22 protein-coding genes are annotated in these 21,533 nt (G+C 54.6%); 17 read left to right on the forward strand and 5 right to left on the reverse strand.

Annotated features, from left to right (window positions below; translation table 11 throughout):
• Positions 1-9: 9 nt before the first annotated feature.
• A complete protein-coding gene (locus tag IPN28_03240; GenBank protein ID QQS57851.1) occupies positions 10-1,212 on the reverse strand; it encodes an acyltransferase in 1,203 nt (400 codons plus the stop codon).
• Positions 1,213-1,566: 354 nt separating this feature from the next.
• Here IPN28_03240 and IPN28_03245 point away from each other — a divergent pair, with 354 nt between their 5' ends.
• The 9 genes from IPN28_03245 to IPN28_03285 all read left to right on the forward strand — a co-directional run bounded on the left by IPN28_03245 (position 1,567) and on the right by IPN28_03285 (position 10,604).
• Entirely contained in the window at positions 1,567-3,150 is a 1,584-nt protein-coding gene (locus IPN28_03245) for a 2-isopropylmalate synthase (GenBank protein ID QQS57852.1), read from the forward strand.
• 7 nt (positions 3,151-3,157) lie between these two features.
• Entirely contained in the window at positions 3,158-3,391 is a 234-nt protein-coding gene (locus tag IPN28_03250; GenBank protein QQS57853.1) for a hypothetical protein, read from the forward strand.
• Between the two features lie 157 nt (positions 3,392-3,548).
• The gene (locus IPN28_03255; GenBank protein ID QQS57854.1) at positions 3,549-5,135 is read left to right on the forward strand and encodes a polyhydroxyalkanoate depolymerase; all 1,587 of its coding nucleotides are present in this window, start codon (positions 3,549-3,551) and stop codon (positions 5,133-5,135) included.
• Between the two features lie 70 nt (positions 5,136-5,205).
• Positions 5,206-6,588 (forward strand): YdbH domain-containing protein, encoded by a 1,383-nt coding sequence (locus IPN28_03260; protein ID QQS57855.1) that lies wholly within the window; start codon positions 5,206-5,208, stop codon positions 6,586-6,588.
• Positions 6,585-6,770, forward strand: coding sequence for a YnbE family lipoprotein (locus tag IPN28_03265; protein QQS57856.1), 186 nt, complete (start codon positions 6,585-6,587; stop codon positions 6,768-6,770). The genes IPN28_03260 and IPN28_03265 overlap by 4 nt, the downstream gene beginning before the upstream one ends.
• Positions 6,771-6,784: 14 nt before the next feature.
• Positions 6,785-7,111: a YdbL family protein gene (locus IPN28_03270; GenBank protein QQS57857.1), complete on the forward strand. Its 327-nt coding sequence runs from the start codon at positions 6,785-6,787 to the stop codon at positions 7,109-7,111.
• Positions 7,112-7,231: 120 nt separating this feature from the next.
• Positions 7,232-7,636 (forward strand): hypothetical protein, encoded by a 405-nt coding sequence (locus tag IPN28_03275; GenBank protein ID QQS57858.1) that lies wholly within the window; start codon positions 7,232-7,234, stop codon positions 7,634-7,636.
• A gap of 129 nt (positions 7,637-7,765) precedes the next feature.
• Positions 7,766-9,055 (forward strand): hypothetical protein, encoded by a 1,290-nt coding sequence (locus tag IPN28_03280; GenBank protein ID QQS57859.1) that lies wholly within the window; start codon positions 7,766-7,768, stop codon positions 9,053-9,055.
• A gap of 253 nt (positions 9,056-9,308) precedes the next feature.
• On the forward strand, positions 9,309-10,604 hold the full coding sequence (locus IPN28_03285) for an RNA-directed DNA polymerase (protein QQS57860.1): 1,296 nt from the start codon (positions 9,309-9,311) through the stop codon (positions 10,602-10,604).
• Here IPN28_03285 and IPN28_03290 read toward each other — a convergent pair whose 3' ends face one another.
• Genes IPN28_03290 through IPN28_03300 form a run of 3 tightly spaced genes read right to left on the reverse strand, consistent with a single transcriptional unit; the run spans position 10,605 to position 12,700 of the window.
• The gene (locus IPN28_03290; GenBank protein QQS57861.1) at positions 10,605-11,396 is read right to left on the reverse strand and encodes a hypothetical protein; all 792 of its coding nucleotides are present in this window, start codon (positions 11,394-11,396) and stop codon (positions 10,605-10,607) included. It lies immediately after the preceding gene.
• A gap of 18 nt (positions 11,397-11,414) precedes the next feature.
• Positions 11,415-12,095 (reverse strand): uracil-DNA glycosylase, encoded by a 681-nt coding sequence (locus tag IPN28_03295; GenBank protein ID QQS57862.1) that lies wholly within the window; start codon positions 12,093-12,095, stop codon positions 11,415-11,417.
• A 5-nt stretch (positions 12,096-12,100) separates the two neighbouring features.
• Positions 12,101-12,700: an NYN domain-containing protein gene (locus tag IPN28_03300; protein ID QQS58520.1), complete on the reverse strand. Its 600-nt coding sequence runs from the start codon at positions 12,698-12,700 to the stop codon at positions 12,101-12,103.
• A 270-nt stretch (positions 12,701-12,970) separates the two neighbouring features.
• Between IPN28_03300 and IPN28_03305 the strand changes: the two genes are divergently transcribed.
• Both IPN28_03305 and IPN28_03310 read left to right on the forward strand, forming a co-directional pair.
• On the forward strand, positions 12,971-13,408 hold the full coding sequence (locus tag IPN28_03305; GenBank protein ID QQS57863.1) for a DNA-directed RNA polymerase subunit omega: 438 nt from the start codon (positions 12,971-12,973) through the stop codon (positions 13,406-13,408).
• 143 nt (positions 13,409-13,551) lie between these two features.
• Entirely contained in the window at positions 13,552-15,711 is a 2,160-nt protein-coding gene (locus tag IPN28_03310) for a bifunctional (p)ppGpp synthetase/guanosine-3',5'-bis(diphosphate) 3'-pyrophosphohydrolase (protein ID QQS58521.1), read from the forward strand.
• Positions 15,712-15,724: 13 nt separating this feature from the next.
• Here IPN28_03310 and IPN28_03315 read toward each other — a convergent pair whose 3' ends face one another.
• Complete coding sequence (locus tag IPN28_03315; protein QQS57864.1) at positions 15,725-16,273, reverse strand: adenine phosphoribosyltransferase; 549 nt, start codon at positions 16,271-16,273, stop codon at positions 15,725-15,727.
• An 81-nt stretch (positions 16,274-16,354) separates the two neighbouring features.
• Here IPN28_03315 and IPN28_03320 point away from each other — a divergent pair, with 81 nt between their 5' ends.
• The 6 genes from IPN28_03320 to IPN28_03345 all read left to right on the forward strand — a co-directional run bounded on the left by IPN28_03320 (position 16,355) and on the right by IPN28_03345 (position 21,519).
• Complete coding sequence (locus tag IPN28_03320; GenBank protein ID QQS57865.1) at positions 16,355-16,756, forward strand: holo-ACP synthase; 402 nt, start codon at positions 16,355-16,357, stop codon at positions 16,754-16,756.
• A 50-nt stretch (positions 16,757-16,806) separates the two neighbouring features.
• A complete protein-coding gene (lepB, locus tag IPN28_03325) occupies positions 16,807-17,667 on the forward strand; it encodes a signal peptidase I (GenBank protein ID QQS57866.1) in 861 nt (286 codons plus the stop codon).
• A gap of 3 nt (positions 17,668-17,670) precedes the next feature.
• On the forward strand, positions 17,671-18,348 hold the full coding sequence (gene rnc, locus IPN28_03330) for a ribonuclease III (protein ID QQS57867.1): 678 nt from the start codon (positions 17,671-17,673) through the stop codon (positions 18,346-18,348).
• On the forward strand, positions 18,345-19,250 hold the full coding sequence (era, locus tag IPN28_03335) for a GTPase Era (GenBank protein QQS57868.1): 906 nt from the start codon (positions 18,345-18,347) through the stop codon (positions 19,248-19,250). Before rnc ends, era begins: the two co-directional genes overlap by 4 nt.
• Positions 19,251-19,418: 168 nt before the next feature.
• On the forward strand, positions 19,419-19,949 hold the full coding sequence (locus tag IPN28_03340) for a gcrA cell cycle regulator family protein (protein QQS57869.1): 531 nt from the start codon (positions 19,419-19,421) through the stop codon (positions 19,947-19,949).
• A 355-nt stretch (positions 19,950-20,304) separates the two neighbouring features.
• Positions 20,305-21,519, forward strand: coding sequence for a hypothetical protein (locus IPN28_03345; GenBank protein QQS57870.1), 1,215 nt, complete (start codon positions 20,305-20,307; stop codon positions 21,517-21,519).
• The last annotated feature ends 14 nt before the right edge of the window (positions 21,520-21,533 follow it).

The raw sequence follows: 21,533 nt of genomic DNA on the forward strand, positions 1-21,533 counted from the left end.
CATCCCGGATCAGCGCGCAAGTTTTTGTGGTTCGGGATGTTCTGTTCCCTGATCAAAAACCATTATGGCACCTTCCGGCGCCGACACTAAAATTTGGCTGCGTGTCTTGCTTTCAACGACTGGATCCAAAACTCCATAATTACTGACCAATGCAGGCGCTGCGGATCGTGTAAGCCGCTTACCCAAATCCTGAAACGGCTTTTCGATCAAAGCATATGAAAGGGCCGACACGGCAGCCGTTCCCAGCAAAGTCATCCCGAGAAGAGCCAGAGAAAACATCCATGTCGCAAGAGCCATAGGCAACAGCACCCACAGAGCGCCCATCAGTACAAGCATATGCGAGAGATAAACGGAGTACGAAACCCGTCCCAGCCATTGCAAAGGCGGAAGCAAGGCAAGGGTCGAAAGCCAGAGCGCCATCCTGCTGGTTTTCTCATGAGCTGAGATTGCTACGGCCGTGGCCGTAAACCAGAGGCAATAGGGAACAAGAGCTAAACTATTCTGCAAAACGCAGAGACCTGTAAGGACCGCCCACGTCGATCCGACCGGAACCTTTGCCGCAAGGCTCTCTCCCGTCCGCGCTTTGATGAAGAAGGCCGTGGCGATCCCCACGGCAAAAGGAGCGGCAAACTTGCCGATAAAGCCGAAACCCATGACAGGATTAAGCGCCGCTACAATCAAGGTCGCAACCACTCCGGCAAAAAGCTTCATTCGGTCAACCGGAGAGGTAAAGACTGCAACGATAAAAGGCGCGATCAGATAAAACTGCCACTCAAGGGAAATGCTCCAAGCCTGACCGATAAACGCAAAATCCGAGGAAGGGAGCAGGGCAGGAGGAACAAGGGAGTGGAGACCCGTAACATGAAAAAAAGCATGAAGCCAGAAATACTCGATGGAGTTTTGTGCGATCTCCATCCGCGCAGCCTTCATGGCCCCTTCGGGCGCAGCCTCCCACAAACCAAGACTCCATGAAGCCAAAGCCATGGAGATCGCAAGATAAAATAGATAGACCGGAAAAATTCTGAAAAACCTGCGCGTGATATAACTCTTGTAGTTTTCCTGCTTGTTCAGGATAAGCGAAGCAATGGCAAACCCGCTTAAAATAATAAAGACCTCAACAGCATACTCGTTGAAAAACCGACGCTGAAAAACAAAGTTCGAAAGAGGAACGGTCGAAGCCCAATGCCCCAGAAGAACCCAAAGGGCCATCATTCCGCGTAGAGCGTCAAATTCCTTAATGTGCCTCAAGACACACGCTCCAATTCCACACAATGACTCTCGCACAGGGACTGACCTTAAACAAGCGGCGACAAGAGCCTCCAATCCCTCGGTACAGAAAAATATTGATTTTCTTGAGGTTTATAGCTTTAATGCCCTTATGAAGAACCAGAACACCCGTCTTCTGCTCCTAACCCTCCTCCTTATGAACCCCTGAGCGGGCATGAGGCGCCACGGTGCGCCTGCGCTTCAGGGGACCGGAAAAATTTCCAGAACATTGAAAAAGAACGCAAGGCGCTGTAAAACCCTGTCCGGGCCAGCGCAAAAAGCCAAGGAGCCAGATATAAAATGACCAGAGCTTACGACATCGTCAAAAAAGACCCCAACCGTGTCATTATCTTCGACACCACCTTGCGCGACGGCGAACAATCGCCCGGCTGTGCCATGAACCTTGAGGAAAAGCTGAAAATGGCCCGTCTGCTCGACGAGCTCGGCGTGGACATCATCGAGGCCGGATTTCCCGTTGCCTCCCCCGGCGATTTCGAGGCGGTGAACCAGATTGCCAAAACCGTGAAGAACGCCACCGTCTGCGGCCTCTCCCGCGCACGTAAAGGCGATATCGAAGCCTCCGGCGAGGCGATAAAGCCTGCAAATAATAAGCGCATCCATACCTTCATCTCCACCTCGCCTCTGCACATGAAACACAAATTGCAGATGGCGCCCGAAGACGTGTTAAATGCTGTGAAAGAAAGCGTCAGCTTCGCCCGCAACTACACCGACGACGTGGAGTGGAGCGCCGAGGACGGTTCCCGCAGCGAGGATGATTTCCTCTGCCGCTGCGTCGAGGCCGCCATCAATGCCGGTGCGACCACAATCAATATCCCCGACACCGTCGGCTACGCGGTGCCGGAGGAATATGGCGCGAAATTCAGGATGCTCATCGAGCGCGTCCCGAACATCGACAGGGCGATCCTCTCCGTCCATTGCCACAACGATCTGGGCCTCGCCGTCGCCAACTCTCTGGCGGGCGTGAAGGCCGGAGCGCGGCAGATCGAATGCACGATCAACGGCATCGGCGAACGGGCGGGCAACGCGGCGCTGGAGGAGATCGTCATGACCATCCGCACCCGCAAGGATTTGCTGCCCTACACGCACAATATCGAAACCACGAGGATCATGAAGATTTCCCGCACCCTCTCCACCATCACGGGCTTTAACGTCCAGCCCAACAAGGCCATCGTCGGCGCCAACGCCTTCGCCCACGCCAGCGGCATCCATCAGGACGGAATGCTGAAGAACGCCAACACCTATGAGATTATGACGCCCGAATCCGTTGGTTTAAGCGAATCCAAGCTGGTCCTGAGCAAACATTCCGGCCGCCACGCCTTCAGGAAAAAGCTGGAGGAACTGGGCTTCGAACTCGGCGATAATTCGCTCAATGATGCCTTCGCCCGATTCAAAAACCTCGCCGACCGCAAGCGCGAGATATTCGAGGACGATCTGATCGCCCTCGTCGAGGATGAAGTGATCCGCGAGAACGAGTCCATCCGCTTCGTCTCCCTGCACGTCGTGGCGGGCACCAGCGGCCCGCAGACCGCCGATCTTGTGGTCACGATCGACGGCGAGGAAAAGCAGGCCAAGGTCGAAGGGAACGGCCCCGTGGACGCCATCTTCAAATCCATCCGCGCCATCGTCCCTCATCCCGACGCCCGCCTGAAACTCTATCAGGTGCACGCAGTGACGGGCGGCACGGACGCGCAGGCTGAAGTCTCGGTCAGGCTGGAGGAGAACGGCAAGACCGTGAACGGGCAGGGGGCCGACGCCGACACGCTGGTCGCCAGCGCACGCGCCTACATCCACGCGCTCAACAAGCTTCTGGTCAAGCGCTCCTCAATCAACCCGCAGACGGGCGAGACGGCGGCGAGTGTTTAAAGGCTTCATGCCATACAAATTCGAAATTGGCGAAAGGGTTATTGTATCTTCTGAAGGCGGCTGGAAAAACAACTGCCCCGGCGTAATCACGGGCGGCCCCGAATGGGTAATAACTCTGGAGGGCAATGAGGATTATTTTTGGGTAACTTTCGACACGCCGCAGGAAGACATCAACGACGACCACAAATACGCTAAAGCACAAATCCTCAGCCGCTATATTTCAAAGACAACACAAAAATGAAGTGCCGTGCTTTTCAGGCACTATAATGCTGCAAAGCAGCAATTTTATAACTTTCTGACGCAATTATCAGAAATTTTGTTTGTCAAAAGCCCTGATCATAAGTCTATAATGGCAGACGAAATAAACGTGAATCAAAAACCTTTAAAGGGGTGTGTTTATGGTCTTGCCGTTCAGTGCTGCTCGGGATTCAGCCTTTTCGCCCGATAAAACGGCGACCCACGTTCTGCGCGGCATGGCTTATCAGGTCGAGGAGATCACCCGCCAGTGGGGCCATGCGATGGCCACAACCGCCCGTTTCGCCTTCGGCAACCCGTTTAACCCCGTCGCCCACACCATGCCGATGCGCGTAACGCAGGGGTATCTGGAATTTCTCGAACATCTCACCGACCCGCACAAGAAACACGAATTCGATTTTTCCACGATGGACGCGGAGCGCCGCACCGACATCGCCGAGGAAACAGGCATACCCGCTGACAAAATCAATCCGCGCACGATTAACGAACAGCCGGTGGATGTGCAGATTGAAATTGTCGATGAACTGCCCTTCGGTCGCCTGAAGCATTTTAATATTGTGGACGGCGAGGGCTATTCGCATGAAACCCCACGCCCGCCGATGCTCATCATCGCGCCGATGTCCGGCCATTTCGATACCCTGCTGACCGGAACCGTCTACCGTCTCATGCACGATTACGACGTCTACATCACTGACTGGACGGATGTGAAGGACGTGCCGCTGGAGGCCGGAAAATTTGATCTCAACGATTACATCTCTTATCTCAAGGATCAGTGGCTGCCGCTCATCAACGCGCGCCATCAACCTGAAAACGCAAGGCAAATCCGTCCGACCGTCCACACGCTGGCGGTCTGCCAGCCCGGCGTGCCGCTCCTCGCCGCCGTCTCCATGATGGCTGAGGATCAAAGCCCCGACACGCCGCTCAGCATGACCCTGATGGGTAGCCCGATCGACACGCGCATCAGTCCCACCAAGGTCAACCAGACCGCAACCGAGCGTCCGTATGGATGGTTCGAGGAAAACGCAATCTCCGAAGTCCCGCTGGGCTACCCCGGCGCAGGACGAACCTATTATTCCGGTTTGGGACAGGTCTTCGGCTTCACGATGATGAACGCCGATACCCACAGCCACGCCTATCAGGAAATGATGATGGGCATGACCTTCGGTCCATGGAACGAGGCCGTCGAGAAAATGAATTTTGAGCATTTGATGCTGGGCAACCGCGAAACGGCCGAACGCCGCCGGGAGTTTTATAAAGAATATCGCACGGTCATGGACGTTTCTGGACCCTATTATCTGCAAACGATAAAGGTTGCGTTTCAGGAACACCATCTCGCGCGCGGGATTTTTGAATATGAGGATCCGCAGACAGGGGAAAAACGAATCGTCGATCCCTCATACATCGACCGCACGGGCCTGATGACGATCGAAGGCGAGAAAGACGACATTACTGGAAAAGGTCAAACCTATGCCGCCCACGGTCTTGCGGATAATATTCCGGCCACGATGCGCCACCACCGCGAGCAAAAAGGGGTCGGGCATTACGGAACATTTAACGGCAAATCATGGCGCCGCGAAATCGCCCCGGACATTATAACCTATACCAACGGCATCGACCGCATCAACGGCCTGAATTACCCCATGCGTCTGGAAACCGTGCGCTCCCTCAAACTGGCGGGGCTTTGGCATGACGAACGTGCCCCTTCTGTATCCATCGACCCGCAAGCCTAAACAAATAAGGCTTGATTTTAGAGTGTGAGGAAGGGTGGCATGATGTATGACTTCGCGCTAAACTCCTCACATGAAAAAAACGCTCATAGTCCTGTTCATGATCCTCTCGACGCCTGTCTTTCTGGGCGGTGCGGCGATGATCCTCGTGCCGTGGAAAACATTCCTTTCCGATTATCTGTCCAAGGAACTGCAGGCCAACGGACTTCAGAACGCAACGCTCTCAGTTGACTCCTTCGGCTGGAACGAGGCTCGCATAAAAAACCTCACCTTCGGCGATACCGAAGACCCACTCACCATCCCCGAACTCACCGCGCAGTATGATGTAAAGGAGCTTCAGGAAGGCAAGCTTCAAATCCTGACCCTCAGCGGTATAAAACTGACGGTGTCGAAGGGCGAAGACGGCTGGACTCTGGAAGGATGGCCCAAGCCGAAGCAAGAAGAAACAGAAACAGAAACTCCTGTGGTCCCCCCGCTGACCGAGAACTACAAAGACAAAATCCCCGCCGAAAGCATAATACTTGAAAACGCAGCCTTGACGGTCAGGACGCCCGACGGGATGCTGACTCTGCCGTTGTCGGGACAATGGCAAAAAAACGAAAATCCCGACTTTAAACTCAACGAAGCGCCTTTGAATTACGAAGGCAAGGGCGTCAAACTCTCCGGCCTTCTCGAAGCCTCTGCCGCGCGGAACACCGACAAGAAAAAATGGGAAGGATCATGGAGCCTCAAAAAACTGGAAATACGGCAAAAAGACGCGCAGGAGGATATCCCGCGAGCCGACCTCTCCGGCACCTTGTCCGCCGATGATCAGACCCTGACAGTAGACGGAAAAATCGGCGGCAAGAACAAGGCCTATAAAGGTACATTCCGCTACACATATCCTTTTGATGCGCCGGAGAAGGCCGCATTGACCCTGACGGATTTCTCCATGCCCTGGCAGGAGGGTACTCTTTCGACAAAAAACATGAATATCCCCCTCTCCGGCAACAAGCCTTACACCCTGAACCTCAAAGTCACCAAGGCCTCGATCCCCAAGCTGATGCAGGATTTCACGGGGGAATACGTCAAGGGAACCGGCACGATCTCCGGCTCCTTCCCCCTGATAATAGGTCAGGACGGAAAAATAACCGTCGGAAAAGGCACGTTGATTGCCGACGAACCCGGCCAACTCTCCATGCCGCCCGAGGCTATCCCCGGTGAGGGAGCGCAGATGCAGCTCACCCGCGATATCCTCCAGCAGTTCGATTACAAGCTTCTGAGCCTATCAACCGAACAGGACGCGAAAAAGGGTCTGGCGGTCCTCCTGAGGTTGGAAGGAAATAATCCGAAGGTTGAGAACGGCCGCCCCGTAATATTGAATATCAGGCTGACCGGAGACCTGCTGGACTTTATAACCAGCAGTGCTATAGTTCTGACCAGCCCGCAGACCCTCATCAAACAGGGAAACAAATGAAAAAGATTTTTTTGATAGCCCTTTCGGTTCTCCTTCTTCCCGCCTGCACCCCGACGGTGAAGGTTGAGGCGCCCGACAAGCCGATCGAGATCAACATGAACGTGAACATCGAACACCGTGTGAAGGTGGAGATCCAGCGCGACGTAAAAGACGCGATCAACAAAAACGAAGACATTTTCTAGTATAGGAGAAAAACATGAAAACAAGATTTTTCGCCCTGATTCTTCCGGTCTTTATTCTCATCGCGCTTCCCGCTGTGGCGCTGGACCTTCAATCCGCGCGTGATCGTGGATACGTCGGGGAGCAGCGCGATGGCTATGTCGGCATCGTAAAGGACTCACCCGGCGTTGCCGAATTGGTGAGTGATATCAACGCCAAGCGCAAGCGGGAGTATCAGAAAATTTCCGATAAGAACGGCCAGCCCGTGAACGTGGTGGCCGGCGTCGCCGCCGAAAGCATTATCGCCAAGCTCAAACCCGGTCATTATTATCAGGGGCCGGACGGCAGTTGGAAGCAGAAATAAAGGCTCCGAATAACGAAAACCCGCCAGAATTCAGGCGGGTTTTCTCTTTTTTCTTGCCTTGGGCTTTAAGGTTCGTTTAATCTTTAACCATCAAGTAACAACAATAAAAAGGGATATCTAATGGGCGATAATTTGAGAACGGAGTTCGGCTTTTCCCACGGTGAATGGGAAAGCAAGAGGGGTTCAGCCACCGTAACCATCGAAGGCGGCGGGGCGATCCCCAACCGTATGGCGCTTGATATGATCGCGGCCTCGATGCTGGAAATGGGTGTCGGCGGCAAGATGAGAAAGGACGGCGTCGTGAATTTCACGATTGACTCAGGCGTCCAGAATTGGAGAACCGGTCCAGATGGCCAGCTTCAGGATGCGGGGATGACTGGATACAGAGTCTCTGCAGAACGCTATGAAGGCAATTCCAACGCCGACTATGTTGGCCGGATTGAGCAGGTCGAAAGGGGCCGTATCGTAGAGGTTGACTACTTCTCCGCGAATGTCGAACAGGCGCCCAAACCTTTAAAAATGTAAGCAAGACGCAATACGGAACCACAAACCCGCCAAAATTCTGGCGGGTTTTTGCTTTTTTAAAGTCTTATAAATATTGGCAAATGCGCCCCGTGACTGTTAAAATGACTCCTTCAACACAAAGAAGCGGCTATGAGTGAACCTGCAGCAAGCACCAACAGCATCACCCTCGATCAGATCGAGGCGCGCATGGTTGACCCCTCCATCATCCGCAAGATGGTCCGCGGCTATTTCGAGCGCGTGAGCAAGGAGCCGCCGCAGATCGACCAGAATATCCTCACCATTTCCTGCATCGATTCCCGCCTGCCTCCCGCCCGCGTGCTGGGACAGGGGCACGGACAGGCTTATGCGATCCAGACCGTGGCCAATGTCGTGCCGCGCTTCGATCCGGGCGTATCGCTTCAGGATCAATCCATAGAAGTGGCCGCAGGCATCCAGTACGCCGTCGATCATGTCGGCGTGAAGGAGATCATCATTCTCGGCCATACCGATTGCGGGGGCGCGGAAGCACGGGTCGTTCAGGATTCCAGCATGACCAGCGTCAACAGGTGGATGAGCCATGTCTGCACCCACCAAGAACATCTGCACGCGCAGGGCAGCATTTCCATTCCGATGCTCAGGCTGCAGCACCCGCAGGCTTACGAAGCCTTGCGCCGGGTTTCCGAGCGCGAGGGGCTGACCACAGGTCTGAAAAACATTCAGGATATGCCCTTCGTGGCGCAAGCTGTCAAAAGAACACGCCTGTCACTCGCGGCTCTCATGTGCGAGATGCAGGAAGGACGACTGGAACTGATCGACGGCGATATCCCCGCCTTCAAGGCCTCGGCCGAGCTTATCCGGCGTTTTCAGACCTTCAAGGAGGAGGCATGGGGCCAGGACGGCTATATGCATGATCTTGTGGCCAACGGCCAGCGTCCGAAGGCGTTGATTGTCACCGGAATTAGCCCCTACATCGCGCCGGAAAATGTGTTCGGCATCGAACCCGGCGATTCTTTCGTTCATCGCCGTCTCGGCGGCCATTACCAGCGCCGCGAGAAATCGGACGGTCTGGATGCCACCATCGAATTCGCCGTCGCGGTCAAGCAGGTGGAATCGCTGGTCTTTGTCGGCCACCGTCACGACGTCAATCAGGACTACGCTGAAGGCAAGATGGATAGGCACTCCTTGGTGTCGGGCTTTCTGGAAAAATGCGTCCCCGACATCCGCCAGCAAAGATTGGCAGGAATGAACCCCGACGATATGCATGAACAAAACCTCCGCACGACTTATTTCAACGCCCTCAAGCACCCCACGGTCGAGCAGGCGGTCAGGGACAGGAAACTGTCGATTGCACTCGTTCTCGTGGATTACGAAAACAAAAGCATGGAATTCTACGACCCCCAGAACAACGAATTCCGCGAAGTTGTTCCCCCGTCTCTTTGAGCGTGCGCCAAAATTCTGGCGGGTTTTTGTTTTTTCAATTATCCTCGCCTCCAGACGGCCGGTTTATGCGAGATGTTCCCAATCAATAGCCTGACTATGACGGGAACTCTGCGGGGCATCCCCGCGGATTGGATCAAAACTGGACATTTCACGCCTGTACGCCAAGTGCGCTGACACGCACTGCGCGTACAAGCACGACGAGACGGGTCGCAGGATCGGCCGTTTTTTGATTTCTGAAGAGGGAGAAAGCGCGTTGCAAAATCTTGCCCGGACATCGCGTCTGCTGGCGGCCTCCATCATCGACGGCCCTTGGGAAACCGGGCCGCTTGCCCGCCGTATCGCCCATGCGATCAGCCTGCGCGGCTTCAACCCCGAACGTCTGGCCCTCGCGCTCGTCCGCCGCTTCGGCAAGGGAAAAACCCCCGTCCTGAGGGACTTGACCGCCGCCATCGCCGCCAATGAGCATTTCGCCGTCTGCTTTGAAAGTACCGGAAGGCCTGCCTGGTTTCGCATGGGCGTCGAACCCCCGCAAATGACCAGACCGCCATCCAATCTGGTCACCTTCCCTTTGCCTGTGATTGAAACCGCAAAAGAGCTCAGCGCGTGGCTAAATGTGGACCTGAGCACACTGGAGTGGCTGGCTGATACCCGCCGCCGGCAAAAGAACGCCAAGGATTTCCGGTTTGTCAATTACAGCTACATCTGGAAAAAACGTCCCGGAAAACCCCCGCGCCTGATCGAAAGCCCGAAAAGCAAGCTCAAGGCGACCCAGCGCAAAATCCTTACGGAAATTTTAAACAAAATCCCCCCGCACGAGGCCGCGCACGGCTTCTGCCGCAACCGCTCGATTATCACCCACGCGCTTCTGCATACCGAAAAGGACGCCGTCGCCTGTTTCGACCTGAAGGATTTTTTCCACTCCATCCCGCCCGCCCGGATCATGGCGATGTTCCGCACAATCGGCTACCCGCAGGAAGTCTCACGGCGGCTCACGAATCTCTGCATCCACACGCCCAACCCGGAATTTTTGGGAAAGACTCTGGAAACCTTGCCATGGGCGGTCAGAAAAAAAATCCTGATTCCCCATCTGCCGCAGGGCGCGCCGACCTCCCCCGCGCTGGCGAACCTCTGCTCATTTCATCTGGACACGCGCCTGCAAGCTTTGGCCGAATCCATGAACCTGACCTATTCGCGCTACGCCGACGACCTGACCTTTTCCGGCGGTAAAGAGTTAAAGAGCCGCTTTTCTTACCTGCGCGGTACGGTGCAGGGGATAGCGCAGGACGAGGGCTTCACGATCAATCCCGAAAAAACCCGCCTGATGACGCAGGCGCAGCGGCAGGTGGTGACGGGGGTGGTGGTCAACAAGCGCCCGAATATTTCAAGAACGGAATACGACCGCCTGAAAGCGACTTTGTATACTTACTCAAAAAGCACTGGATTAGACGGCCTTATAAAAGCGCAACTGAGGGGAAAAGTAGAGTTTGTAAGAGCCTTGAGCCCGCAGCGGGGCGAAAAACTCTTCGAACTCTGGAAAAAAATACCGTAACTAAAATCCCCCTTGCCCGCGCACATAATCATGCACCTTCTGCAAACTCTCCCGCGTGACAGGGTAGCCCCCCGCATCGCCCACCACACTGTGCAGCCCGCATTTCGGGCAGAGCGCCGTTTCCTCGCGTCGCACAGGCGGGCCGAATTCTTCGTCCGTCTCCTCTATCGGAAGCCAGTTCTTGATGTCCGCAGGAGCAAAAATCTCCAGACAATGAAAGCATCCGCATTCGGCGCTGCGCTCGATCATCGAGCGGTTACAGAGCGCGAGATCGTCCGGCACGAAACGCTCGGGATAAAGACCGCGAACGATCGTCTCGACTTTTTTCAGGAACGAGTCCAGCCCGCTGATCATCGTCGAAAGCTGCACCTTTTTCCCGCCTTTGAGCAGGATCACGATATAACCCATCGCGGTCGGCCCGTCCCCGTCGGCGATCTCCTCCCACGCCACCTGTTTTGTGCCGAACAGATTTTTAAACACAAAACCCTGGGTATCATACGTCAGGCGCGTAAACGCGACCTCCAACACCAGCCAGATATAACCCGCGGCCAGAGTAAGAGACACCAGCGCCGCCATGAATTGCTGATCCGCCCGCGCCTGCGAGGCGGCGTAAAGAATGAAAAGCGTCACAGCACCCAGAAGGAGTGTCACAATTTTCATCCCCCGGCTGTAGGCGACAACCCGCAAAGACCCTTTTTCGCCGGCCTCCGTACGTACGGCAAACCGGAAAATCAGCCAGACGCAAAATGTAGCAACTAAACCGGAAACAACAGGACTGAGAAAGGAAAGCATGGAAATCTCGCAAATTTTTTACGAGATTAGCAGGCTTTGAATGGTCTTGAAAACATCCTCGAACATCGCCGTCGTGAGCCGACCCGTATTCGTATTGTAGCGCGAGCAGTGATAGGAATCGATCAACGTCAGGCCGTTGCCCAGATCATGCCGTGCCCCGTGCGCGAATTTAAAAGCGGAGATTTTATGCCCCGTCGCCCGCAGAACGGCATTGTGGGAAATGAGGCCAAGACTGAGGATCACCCGCAGATTGTCCATTCCCGAAATCTCCTGCGTGAGAAACGGCAGGCACTTCGTGATCTCGGCCCCCTCCGGCTTGTTTTCCGGCGGCACGCATTTGACCGCGTTCGTAATCCGCGCATCTATCAGCTCCAGCCCGTCGTCGATCCGTGCCTGATAACCCCCCCGCGCAAATCCGAATTTCAGTAAAGTCGCATACAGAAGATCGCCCGCGTAATCGCCCGTAAAGGGCCGCCCGGAAAAATTCGCGCCCTTCAGCCCCGGCGCCAGACCGACGATCAGCAGCCGCGCATCCTTGCGACCGAAAGAGGGAACCGGCGCATTATATTTGTCAGGAAAAATTTTTCTATTCTCGGTGCGGAAAATTTTTAGGCGCGGACATAACCCGCACTCGCGCCCGGGCAGGAGCTCAAAGGAATCAGAAGAGTCAGCAGGAGGACAGCGATAAGAAAGAGTCAAAACCCTCAACTCGTCTTTCTCTTGGGCGGCGGATAATGGCCATTATCATCGTCATGATCGTGAGTCTGCGAACGGGCGCCGTGCCGTTGGATATGCGGCGCCAGAACTTCCAGCTCCAGGAAATGATCGGCCTGACGGCGCAATTCATCAGCCACCATCGGCGGGCTGGACTTGATCGTGCTGACGATCGTCACGCGCACACCCTTGCGCTGCACGGCCTCAATTAACCTTCTGAAATCCCCATCGCCGGAAAAGAGCATGATATGATCGACGTTATCGGCCATCTCCATCATGTCGATGGCCAGTTCGATATCCATGTTGCCCTTTATCTTCTTGCGGCCCTGCGCATCGATGAACTCCTTTGTCGGTTTGGTGACCATCGAGTAGCCGTTATAATCCAGCCAGTCCACAAGCGGCCGGATCGGGGAATATTCATGATCGTCGATCAGGGCGGTGTAATAGAAAGCGCGGACTAGACGCCCCTGCGAGGCAATCCACTGCAGGAGCTTTTTGTAGTCGATGTCAAACTCCAGCGCCCGAGCGGCCGCATACAGGTTCGACCCATCAATAAAAATGGCAACCTTTTCTTCTGTGTAGAAGGGGATGCTGTTAATCATATTTCTTTCGGACATAATATATTTTTTATTCCAGTTTTCAGCGTAAGGAAACCCCGAAAATCATGGAACCCCTAATAATTAATGAGCTAAGGAAAACACAGAGCATTAAATTAGATTTATTTAATATAATATAGGCCGTAATAGCAAGTATTTTCTTTAGGTCGGGATGGGGTAGCAGTTAAGCCAATAACCTGTTGCATTTCCGGCGGTGAGGCTCTATACAAGCATCTCTAAAAGAACAAATCCGAAGGACAGACCATGGCGCGTGTAACCGTTGAAGATTGCATCGAAAAAGTGCCCAACCGTTTCGAACTTGTGATGCTGGCTACCCAGAGAGCCCGCAAGATCGGCTCAGGCGCAGCCCTCACCATCGACCGCGACAACGACAAGAACCCTGTAGTCTCCTTGCGTGAAATTGCCGAGGAAACGGTTGATATCGCCGCCCTGAAAGAGGAAATCATCACCTCAAACCAGCGCTTCCTGCCGCAGGACGAGGAAGAGGAGAAAATCGACCTGATGGACGGCGAAAAAGAGTGGGCGGAAATCGCCAGCGCCGCCAATCGCGAAGCCAGATTCTCGGATGAAGATGCCGACGCTGACGACGACGACGAAGGCGATGATGAGGAAGACGACGACGAGGATTTTGCCGAAGAGGAATCTGAGCCGGACCTCAAAGACCTGGCCGGGAACGTATAGTCTTTGGTCCTCCAAACCGCTTCAAAAGCCGCTGTCAGCGGCTTTTTTGATTTTTTGCAAATGATTTCTTAGCGGTTTCGTGCTACGGTCAGGGTTGAAAGAAAAAAAAGATGCAATCCAGCCAGGTCAGTCAACTGCCGTCCATGCAGCCCTTCGCCGAACTCCTGACAACCCTCAAGGGCCACGACCCCAACGCGGATGGCGTTGCGCTGGATAAAGCCTACGAATACGCCAAGAAAATGCACGAGGGCCAGACACGCGCCTCCGGCGAGCCCTATTACCTTCATCCTTTGGCGGTCGCACAAATCCTGGCTGATATGCGGATGGATTCTACAACGGTAACAACGGCGATCCTGCATGACACGCTGGAGGATACCAAGGCCACCTACGAAGACCTCACCAAGAATTTCGGCAAGGAAGTGGCCGATCTCGTGAACGGCGTCAGTAAACTGACACGGATCGAAAGCCAGACGCTCGAAGGCAAGCAGGCGGAAAATTTCCGTAAGCTGCTTCTGGCAATGTCCGAAGATATCCGTGTTCTTCTGGTCAAACTCGCCGACCGCCTCCACAATATGCGGACGATAGAGGGCATAGAAAAGCTCGACAAGCGCAGACGCATCGCTCTGGAAACTCTTGAAATATATGCCCCCTTGGCCGAGCGTGTGGGGATGCACCGCATCAAGGAGGAACTTGAGGATCTCTGTTTCGAGCAGATGAACCCGGAGGCGCGGGAGAGCATCACCAACCGCCTCGGGTTTTTACGCAGCGAAGGCGGTGCGGTGGATGAGGAAATCATCGCCGAGCTTAAAACCAGTCTGAAAGAATCGGGGATAGACGCGGAAATCATAGGGCGCGAAAAAACCCGCTATTCCATCTGGAAAAAAATGCAGCGCAAGAACGTCACGTTCGAGCAGCTTTCCGACATCATGGCCTTTCGCGTCATCGTGGACTCGGCCGAGCAGTGCTATCAGGTTCTGGGTGTTTTGCACAGCCGCTATCACAGCGTTCCCGGCCGCTTCAAGGATTATATCTCGACGCCAAAGCCCAACGGCTACCGCTCGATCCACACCACCATCATGGGCCCGAAGCGTCAGCGCATTGAAGTGCAGATACGGACTCAAGAGATGCACAGCGAAGCCGAATACGGCGTGGCCGCGCACTGGAGTTATAAGGCTGGTGCAAAAGCCGATATTAAGGACGTCAAGAAATACCGTTGGCTCCGCGACCTTCTGGATATTCTGGAGCAGGAGCAGAAACCTGAGGATTTCTGGGAAAACACCAAGCTGGAGCTGTTTCAGGATCAGGTCTACGTCTTTTCGCCCAAAGGCGACCTGATCGAAATGCCCAATGGCGCAACGCCAATCGATTTCGCCTACGCGATCCATTCCGACATCGGCAACCGTTGCGTCGGCGCCAAGATTAACGGGCGCATCGCGCCTCTGAACACCAAGCTCGCTAACGGCGATCAGGTGGAGATCATCACCGCCGCGGCCCAGAAACCATCCCCGACATGGGAAAGGTTTGTGGTGACGGGTAAGGCCCGCTCCCATATCCGCCGCTTCATCCGCAACGAGCAACGCGACGAATTTATCACCCTCGGCAAGGCCATGATCCAAAAAGTTTTCCGGCAGGAAGGATACGAATTTACCGAAAAAGCCGTAACAAGCGTTCTCAAGCAGTTCCGCATGGACAGCAGCGACGATGTCTACGCCGCGACAGGCTCGGGCATTCTCGTGGCCCGCGACGTCTTCAAGGCCATTTTCCCCGCCCACAAGACGGAGATCGTGCGCCGCCCTGCCGAGGACATGGACACAACGATCCGTGTCAAGACGCTTAGTGCCGACCAGCCCATGCCGATCAAGGGTCTGATCCCCGGTATGGCGATGCACTTTGCCCGCTGCTGTCACCCGGTCCCCGGCGACCGCATCGTCGGCATCGTCACGACAGGAAAGGGTGTAACGATCCATACCATCGATTGCGAGACTCTCGAGACCTTCGCTGATACCCCCGAGCGCTGGCTGGATGTGTCCTGGGGCGACAATAGCCCGGGGGCGCCGGAAGTGCACGTGGGCCGCCTGGAAATCACCCACGCCAACGAACCCGGCGCGATTGCCTCTTTCACCACCGTCATCGCCAGAAACGGCGGGGATATCACCAACTTCAAGGTCACGAACCGCAGTACGGAATTTTGGGATGTCACCCTTGATATCTGCGTCAAGGATATCAAGCACCTCAATAACATCATCGCCGCGCTGCGGGCCACGCCCGTTATTGTGAATGTCGATCGCGCCCGCGGGCGTTAGGGAATCTGAAAAATCAGACGGCGCGTGCAATTCCGGCGGAGAAGGGATCGAGCGGCGCCTGAACCAACTCGGCAAAAGGGAAGTCAAGCTTTCCACGGCCGTTCAGTTCATGCAGTTCGATGATGCAAAGCCCCAAAGCCACCGTTCCCCCGATTTTTGTCGCAAGGTCTCCGGTCGCCCGCATCGTTCCGCCTGTGGCCAGAAGATCGTCGGCGATCACGACCTTCATCCCCTGTTCGATCATCCCTTGCTGGATTTCGATTGTATCGGTGCCATACTCCAGAGCGTAATCCTGCCGGATAACCGCGCCGGGAAGCTTGCCTTTCTTTCGGACCATGGCAAAGGGAAGCGAGAGACTCTGGGCCACCGACAAACCCGTCAAAAACCCGCGGGATTCAATTCCAAGAATGATATCCGGCTTTGCGGATTGCGCCTTTTGAGCCAGTCTTTCGGCGATACTGTCCCAGAGCGCAGGGTTCCTAAGGAGGGATTGAATATCGTAAAAATTAATCCCCGGCTTCGGAAAATCGGGCACAACGGCGATGTGTTCGAGGATATTCATGGCATTCTCCAGAACTAAGACCTCTCAGGATTATGCGTTTTTCCGCTTCATGGCAACACCCGTTTGCGATAAAGTGCCCGCATGATCATCGGAATTGGCAACGATCTGGTGGATATCCGCCGCATTGAAAAAGTACTCAAACGCCACGGCACGCGCTTCGAGGAGCGTTGCTTTACCCACACCGAACGCGCGCGGGCGGATATCCGGCGCGGTGCAGGCCTGCATGGCCCCGTCTTTGCCAAGCGCTTTGCCGCCAAGGAGGCTTGCGCCAAGGCGCTGGGAACCGGGTTTTCAGGAGAGGTTTACCCACGGGATATCGGAGTGATCGAGGATGAGTCCGGACGCCCGTTTCTCGAACTGACGGGAGGGGCGCTTGAACACCTGAAAAGCCTGATCCCCGAAGGAAAGCGCCCGGTCTTGCATCTGAGCCTGAGCGATGAGCCGCCCTTCGCGCAGGCCTTCGTGATCATCGAGGCGCTGTAGTGAAAATCCGCACTGGAAATTAAGGTCTGGATCAGGTAAACCGATACACGATGTCTGAAAACGAGCAAAAAAGCGAGGCCGGAAAGGCCGAAGAAAAGAAACCCGTCCTGATCGAAAAGGGGGAACTGGGGGAGTTGGCAAAAACCGCTCTTCTGGCGGTTGTTATCGCTCTTCTGATCCGCACCTTTTTATTTGAGCCGTTCAATATTCCCTCCACGTCCATGAAGCCGACGCTTCTGGTCGGCGATTATCTTTTTGTTTATAAACCCTCTTACGGGTATAGCCGCCATTCCTTCCCCTTCGGCCTCGCACCGATCGAGGGGCGTATGTGGGGCAAGGAGCCGCAGCGCGGCGATATTATCGTCTTCGCCCTGCCTAAGGCCGGCATCAATTTGATTAAACGCCTTGTCGGCCTGCCAGGAGAGCGGATCCAGGTTAAAAAAGGTCGACTCTATATCAACGGCGAGATCGTCCCGCGGCAATTTGTCCGCGTCTTCGACGAAGACAAAGGACCAGCGGAAGGTATGGTCAAGACATACGAATATCTCGAAACCCTTCCTGGCGGCGTTGTGCACACCATCTATGAAGAGGGCGATGATAAAACGTACGATGATACGGAGGAATATACCGTCCCCGAGGATCATTATTTTATGATGGGCGATAACCGCGACAATTCGCAGGACAGCCGCGTACAGGAAATGGCAGGCTACGTTCCTTTTGAATATTTTGTAGGCCGGGCCGACTTCTTGTTCTTCTCGACCAACCAGTTTGCCGCTCTGTTTGAATTCTGGAAGTGGCCTTGGACGATCCGCTACGAGAGGCTCTTCATGGACCTTGATCCCGTCCGTCCCGCTGCGGCACCGGGGGAGGCTCACGCCCTGCCAGCAGACGGAAAGAAATCCGAAGGCTGAGACATGACCCGCCCGGCCGCAGAGCTTCAGACGCTGATCGGGTATACGTTCAAGGACGAACAGCTTCTCAAACTTTCTCTTACCCATTCCAGCGCCAAAAAGAAAAGTAACTACGAGCGCTTGGAGTTTCTGGGCGACCGTGTTCTTGGCCTCATCATGGCCGAACTGATTTATCACAGGTTTCCCGAAGAATCCGAAGGCGATCTGGGCCGACGTCTGGCGCCTCTGGTTCAGGGGGCGACGATCGCGCAGATATCGGCCAAAATAAACTTGGCCGACTTCATCATCCTGTCCGAGGCGGAAAAAGCAGCCGGAGGAAAGGCCAACGACAATATCCTCTCCGACGTCTACGAGGCGCTGTTAGGCGCACTCTATCTGGACGGCGGTCTGGAGCCGTGCCGCAAACTGATTACAAATCACTGGAGCGGAGTGCTGGATGTGATGATCCGCCCGCCCATGCATCCGAAAACCGAAGTGCAGGAATGGGCGCAGGGGAGGGGTTTGCCGCTGCCGCTTTATGAAATCGTCAGGCAAAGCGGTCCCGACCACGCCCCGTCTTTTGAGATCGAATTGCACATTGAGGGTTTTAAGCCAGCAAGAGCCGAAGGTCGTTCCCGTCAGGACGCCGAAAAAGAAGCAGCCCTCAAATTTATTTCTCAAAACATCAGGGAGAAAAAGTGACCCAGGAACCCGGAACCCGGTGCGGTTTTGTCAGCGTGATCGGCCTGCCGAACGCGGGAAAATCAACGCTGGTCAATGCGCTGGTTGGCGCCAAGGTCTCGATCGTCAGCCAGAAGGTCCAGACCACCCGTACCCGCATTTTAGGCATCCTGACCGAAGGTTCCACACAGATCGCCTTGGTGGATACCCCCGGCCTCTTCGCCCCGAAGCGTGCGTTGGAGAGAGCCATGGTTCGCACCGCCGTCAGCGGAATGGAGGAGGGCGACCTGATCCTTCATATTGTGGATGTATCCAGAAAAAACCCCCTGGAGGACAATGCTGCAATCCGCGAAATGCTGAAGAATAAAGCGCCCGCGGTGCTGGTCTTGAACAAAATCGATATCATCGCCAAGCACCGCTTGCTGGACCTCACCGCGCAGATGAACGCGGCCTTCCCTTATAAGGACACCTTTATGATCTCGGCCATTAAGGATTCCGGTGTTGAGGATATCAGGAAATATCTGGCCGCAAACCTGCCCGAAGGTGTATGGCTCTTTCCGGAGGATCAGATGAGCGATATGCCCATGCGGATGCTGGCCGCCGAAATCACCCGCGAGAAAATCTTCCAGCAGCTTCACGAGGAACTCCCTTACGCGATCTTCGTCGAGACGGAGGCTTGGGAGGAGTTTGACAACAAAAGCATTAAGATCAGCCAGACGGTCTTCGTGGAGCGCGAAACGCAGAAGGCAATCGTCCTCGGCAAGGGGGGCAGCAAAATTAAGGAAATCGGCAGCGCCGCCCGCGAGGAACTGAAAAAAATCCTGGAGACAGACGTGCATCTGAAAATTCATGTCAGCGTGCTGGAAAAATGGACGGAGCGTCCGGCGTATTTCACGCGCATGGGCTTGGATTCTGCGGGGTAAGAGGCGGTAAAAAATTATGGTATGTGGAAAAAGAATTTTTTTAAAAATTTCACATGGCATTGCCCAAACCGGACTGATAGAGTGAAACCTTCTTGAGCACATAAGTATTTTATTGAAGGTCAGCGCCGGAACGCTGGCTGGTTTTATTGAATTAGTGTGGAGGATTTCATGAGTTGGACCGACGAACGCGTATCCCTGCTAAAACGACTCTGGAGCGAAGGCCGCACGGCAGCAGAAATAGCAAAAGAGTTAGGAGGGGTTACGCGCAACGCTGTGATTGGCAAGGCGCATCGCCTCAAGCTCTCCAACCGTGTCTCCCCGATCCAGCAGAACAACAAAAAGCCCGCAGTGTCCAAACCCGCCGAGAGGAAGTTCGAAAAACCCGTGATGGTTTTGCCGCCGGTCAAGCCAGTCGAGGTGAAAAAGGAAAGGGAGGCGGATTCACTCTTCAGCCTCCTTGATCTTAAGCCCCGGATGTGCCGCTGGCCTGTCGGCGATCCGCACGATGAGAGCTTTGGCTTTTGCGGGGAGGAGGTCATTCTTGGCCTGCCCTACTGTTGCGATCACGCCAAGACGGCCTATCAGGCGGCGACAAGGAATAAGATCCTTCAGGCGGAAAATGCAATGACTTTGGTACAGGCTGTACCCGCCGATAACCTAAAGGCGTATGACGAGGAAGGTCAAAAAGCTGCAGGTTGACCAAACTCATTCGGCAGGTAAGTTATTTTAAAGGTCTAAGAGCAAAGCAGGGAAGCGACACCCTGCTTTCTATCTTTAGGCTTCGTTAAGCTGAAAATTTATCCCGAAAGCCAAAATTATACACTCATTTTGTTTTTTTGAGCACATAAAAATCTTTTGAAAATAATGAGTTAGTGCTAAATTACACCCCGAAGTCAAATCCTTGGGCACCCTCCGTGCCGTCCAAAAACAAGGGATTTCTATAAAATTTTAAATAATTTTTCATATTTCGGGTGCTACCATGGCCCTAGGGAATATCTATTTTTTTAATAATTTTACGACAAAGTAGAGTTTTACGAACCAAGTGGTGCAAGCAATGACAAACGAAAAAGGTTTTTCACTTCTGGAAACGGCCCTTCTGCTTTTGATCGTGGGGATCATCGCCGGTCCAATGCTTGAGGCCTATAATCTATATGTCAAAGAGCGGAACACCTCCAAGACGTATGCCGCAGGTTCGACGATCCAGAACGCCATCACGGAATTTTATGAGTTGCATGACCGCTATCCTTGCCCCGCCATTCCCGAGCTCGCGGTGGGCGATCCTTTGCACGGCATTGAACAATGCCCCGGCAGGGATATGGACGGCGATACCACAATTATGGCCGCGATGGTCATGGAAAGCTGCGTGACCGGGTACTGCCGTGTCTCCGGACGCGATGCCGATGGCGATAGCGCGGACGATGGCGTACTGATCGGCAACATCCCCTATGTGACCTTGGGCGTACCCTATAACGAGGCGTTGGACGGCTGGAAACACAGGTTCACCTATGCGGTGACCGAAACGATGACGGATTCCGCGACCTTCATCCCCACCCGCGGCGCCATCATGGTCTGGAAGGCCGACGGCTCGACGCCCTTGAGTTTCGGGGATCCGGCAAATCCGAACGCGAACCCCAAACATCAAAACGGCCAGGGGACAGCCCACTTCGTCTATTTCTCTCACGGGCAAAACGGACGGGGTTCCTATTCGATTGAGGGAATCCGGATTGGTGAAAACTGCGACAACGGCGTTTTTACCGCAGCTGAAGTGGCGGCAGCCGGCAAGGATTACAATGAAATAGAAAACTGCGACAATGATTACGAGTTCACCTGGGACTCCGAAGCCTATTCAACGCAGCAGGGCTACGATTATTACGATGATATCTTCTACTTCCAGGACGGCCTGCCCTCAGGCGGCACCTGGAACTATTCCGGCGTTCAGGAAGACGTCTTCACCAGTTTCGGTGGCAATTTGGGCATCGGCACGGCCGACCCGCAATTCGCGGTGGACGTGAACGGCAACATCCGTGCGGCAAGCCTGACCCGAACGACCGGATATTGTGACGAAACGGGCAACAACTGCATGGAAGCGCAGGTGATCGGCGGCAGCGGCATGAGCTGCAGCGGCAGCCCGATGGCCGGTATAGAGCTCAACGATGGGGTTTGCGAGGTGGAATTGCCTGCAGGAAGCATCAGCGGCGAGTGTTCAAGCGGGGAATATGTCACGGGAATTGACGGTTCCGGCAATGTCATCTGCGAACCGGTCAGTTAAAGCGAAGAGATAAA

This window comes from Alphaproteobacteria bacterium, assembly GCA_016699735.1.
GTDB lineage: Bacteria > Pseudomonadota > Alphaproteobacteria > Micavibrionales > Micavibrionaceae > JAGNKE01.

Coding starts and splice junctions, on each gene's coding strand:
- IPN28_03240 (QQS57851.1), bottom strand. CDS start 1,212: ATGATGGCCCTTTGGGTTCTTCTGGGGCATTGGGCTTCGACCGTTCCT.
- IPN28_03245 (QQS57852.1), top strand. CDS start 1,567: ATGACCAGAGCTTACGACATCGTCAAAAAAGACCCCAACCGTGTCATT.
- IPN28_03250 (QQS57853.1), top strand. CDS start 3,158: ATGCCATACAAATTCGAAATTGGCGAAAGGGTTATTGTATCTTCTGAA.
- IPN28_03255 (QQS57854.1), top strand. CDS start 3,549: ATGGTCTTGCCGTTCAGTGCTGCTCGGGATTCAGCCTTTTCGCCCGAT.
- IPN28_03260 (QQS57855.1), top strand. CDS start 5,206: ATGAAAAAAACGCTCATAGTCCTGTTCATGATCCTCTCGACGCCTGTC.
- IPN28_03265 (QQS57856.1), top strand. CDS start 6,585: ATGAAAAAGATTTTTTTGATAGCCCTTTCGGTTCTCCTTCTTCCCGCC.
- IPN28_03270 (QQS57857.1), top strand. CDS start 6,785: ATGAAAACAAGATTTTTCGCCCTGATTCTTCCGGTCTTTATTCTCATC.
- IPN28_03275 (QQS57858.1), top strand. CDS start 7,232: ATGGGCGATAATTTGAGAACGGAGTTCGGCTTTTCCCACGGTGAATGG.
- IPN28_03280 (QQS57859.1), top strand. CDS start 7,766: ATGAGTGAACCTGCAGCAAGCACCAACAGCATCACCCTCGATCAGATC.
- IPN28_03290 (QQS57861.1), bottom strand. CDS start 11,396: ATGCTTTCCTTTCTCAGTCCTGTTGTTTCCGGTTTAGTTGCTACATTT.
- IPN28_03305 (QQS57863.1), top strand. CDS start 12,971: ATGGCGCGTGTAACCGTTGAAGATTGCATCGAAAAAGTGCCCAACCGT.
- IPN28_03310 (QQS58521.1), top strand. CDS start 13,552: ATGCAGCCCTTCGCCGAACTCCTGACAACCCTCAAGGGCCACGACCCC.
- IPN28_03315 (QQS57864.1), bottom strand. CDS start 16,273: ATGAATATCCTCGAACACATCGCCGTTGTGCCCGATTTTCCGAAGCCG.
- IPN28_03320 (QQS57865.1), top strand. CDS start 16,355: ATGATCATCGGAATTGGCAACGATCTGGTGGATATCCGCCGCATTGAA.
- lepB (QQS57866.1), top strand. CDS start 16,807: ATGTCTGAAAACGAGCAAAAAAGCGAGGCCGGAAAGGCCGAAGAAAAG.
- rnc (QQS57867.1), top strand. CDS start 17,671: ATGACCCGCCCGGCCGCAGAGCTTCAGACGCTGATCGGGTATACGTTC.
- IPN28_03340 (QQS57869.1), top strand. CDS start 19,419: ATGAGTTGGACCGACGAACGCGTATCCCTGCTAAAACGACTCTGGAGC.
- IPN28_03345 (QQS57870.1), top strand. CDS start 20,305: ATGACAAACGAAAAAGGTTTTTCACTTCTGGAAACGGCCCTTCTGCTT.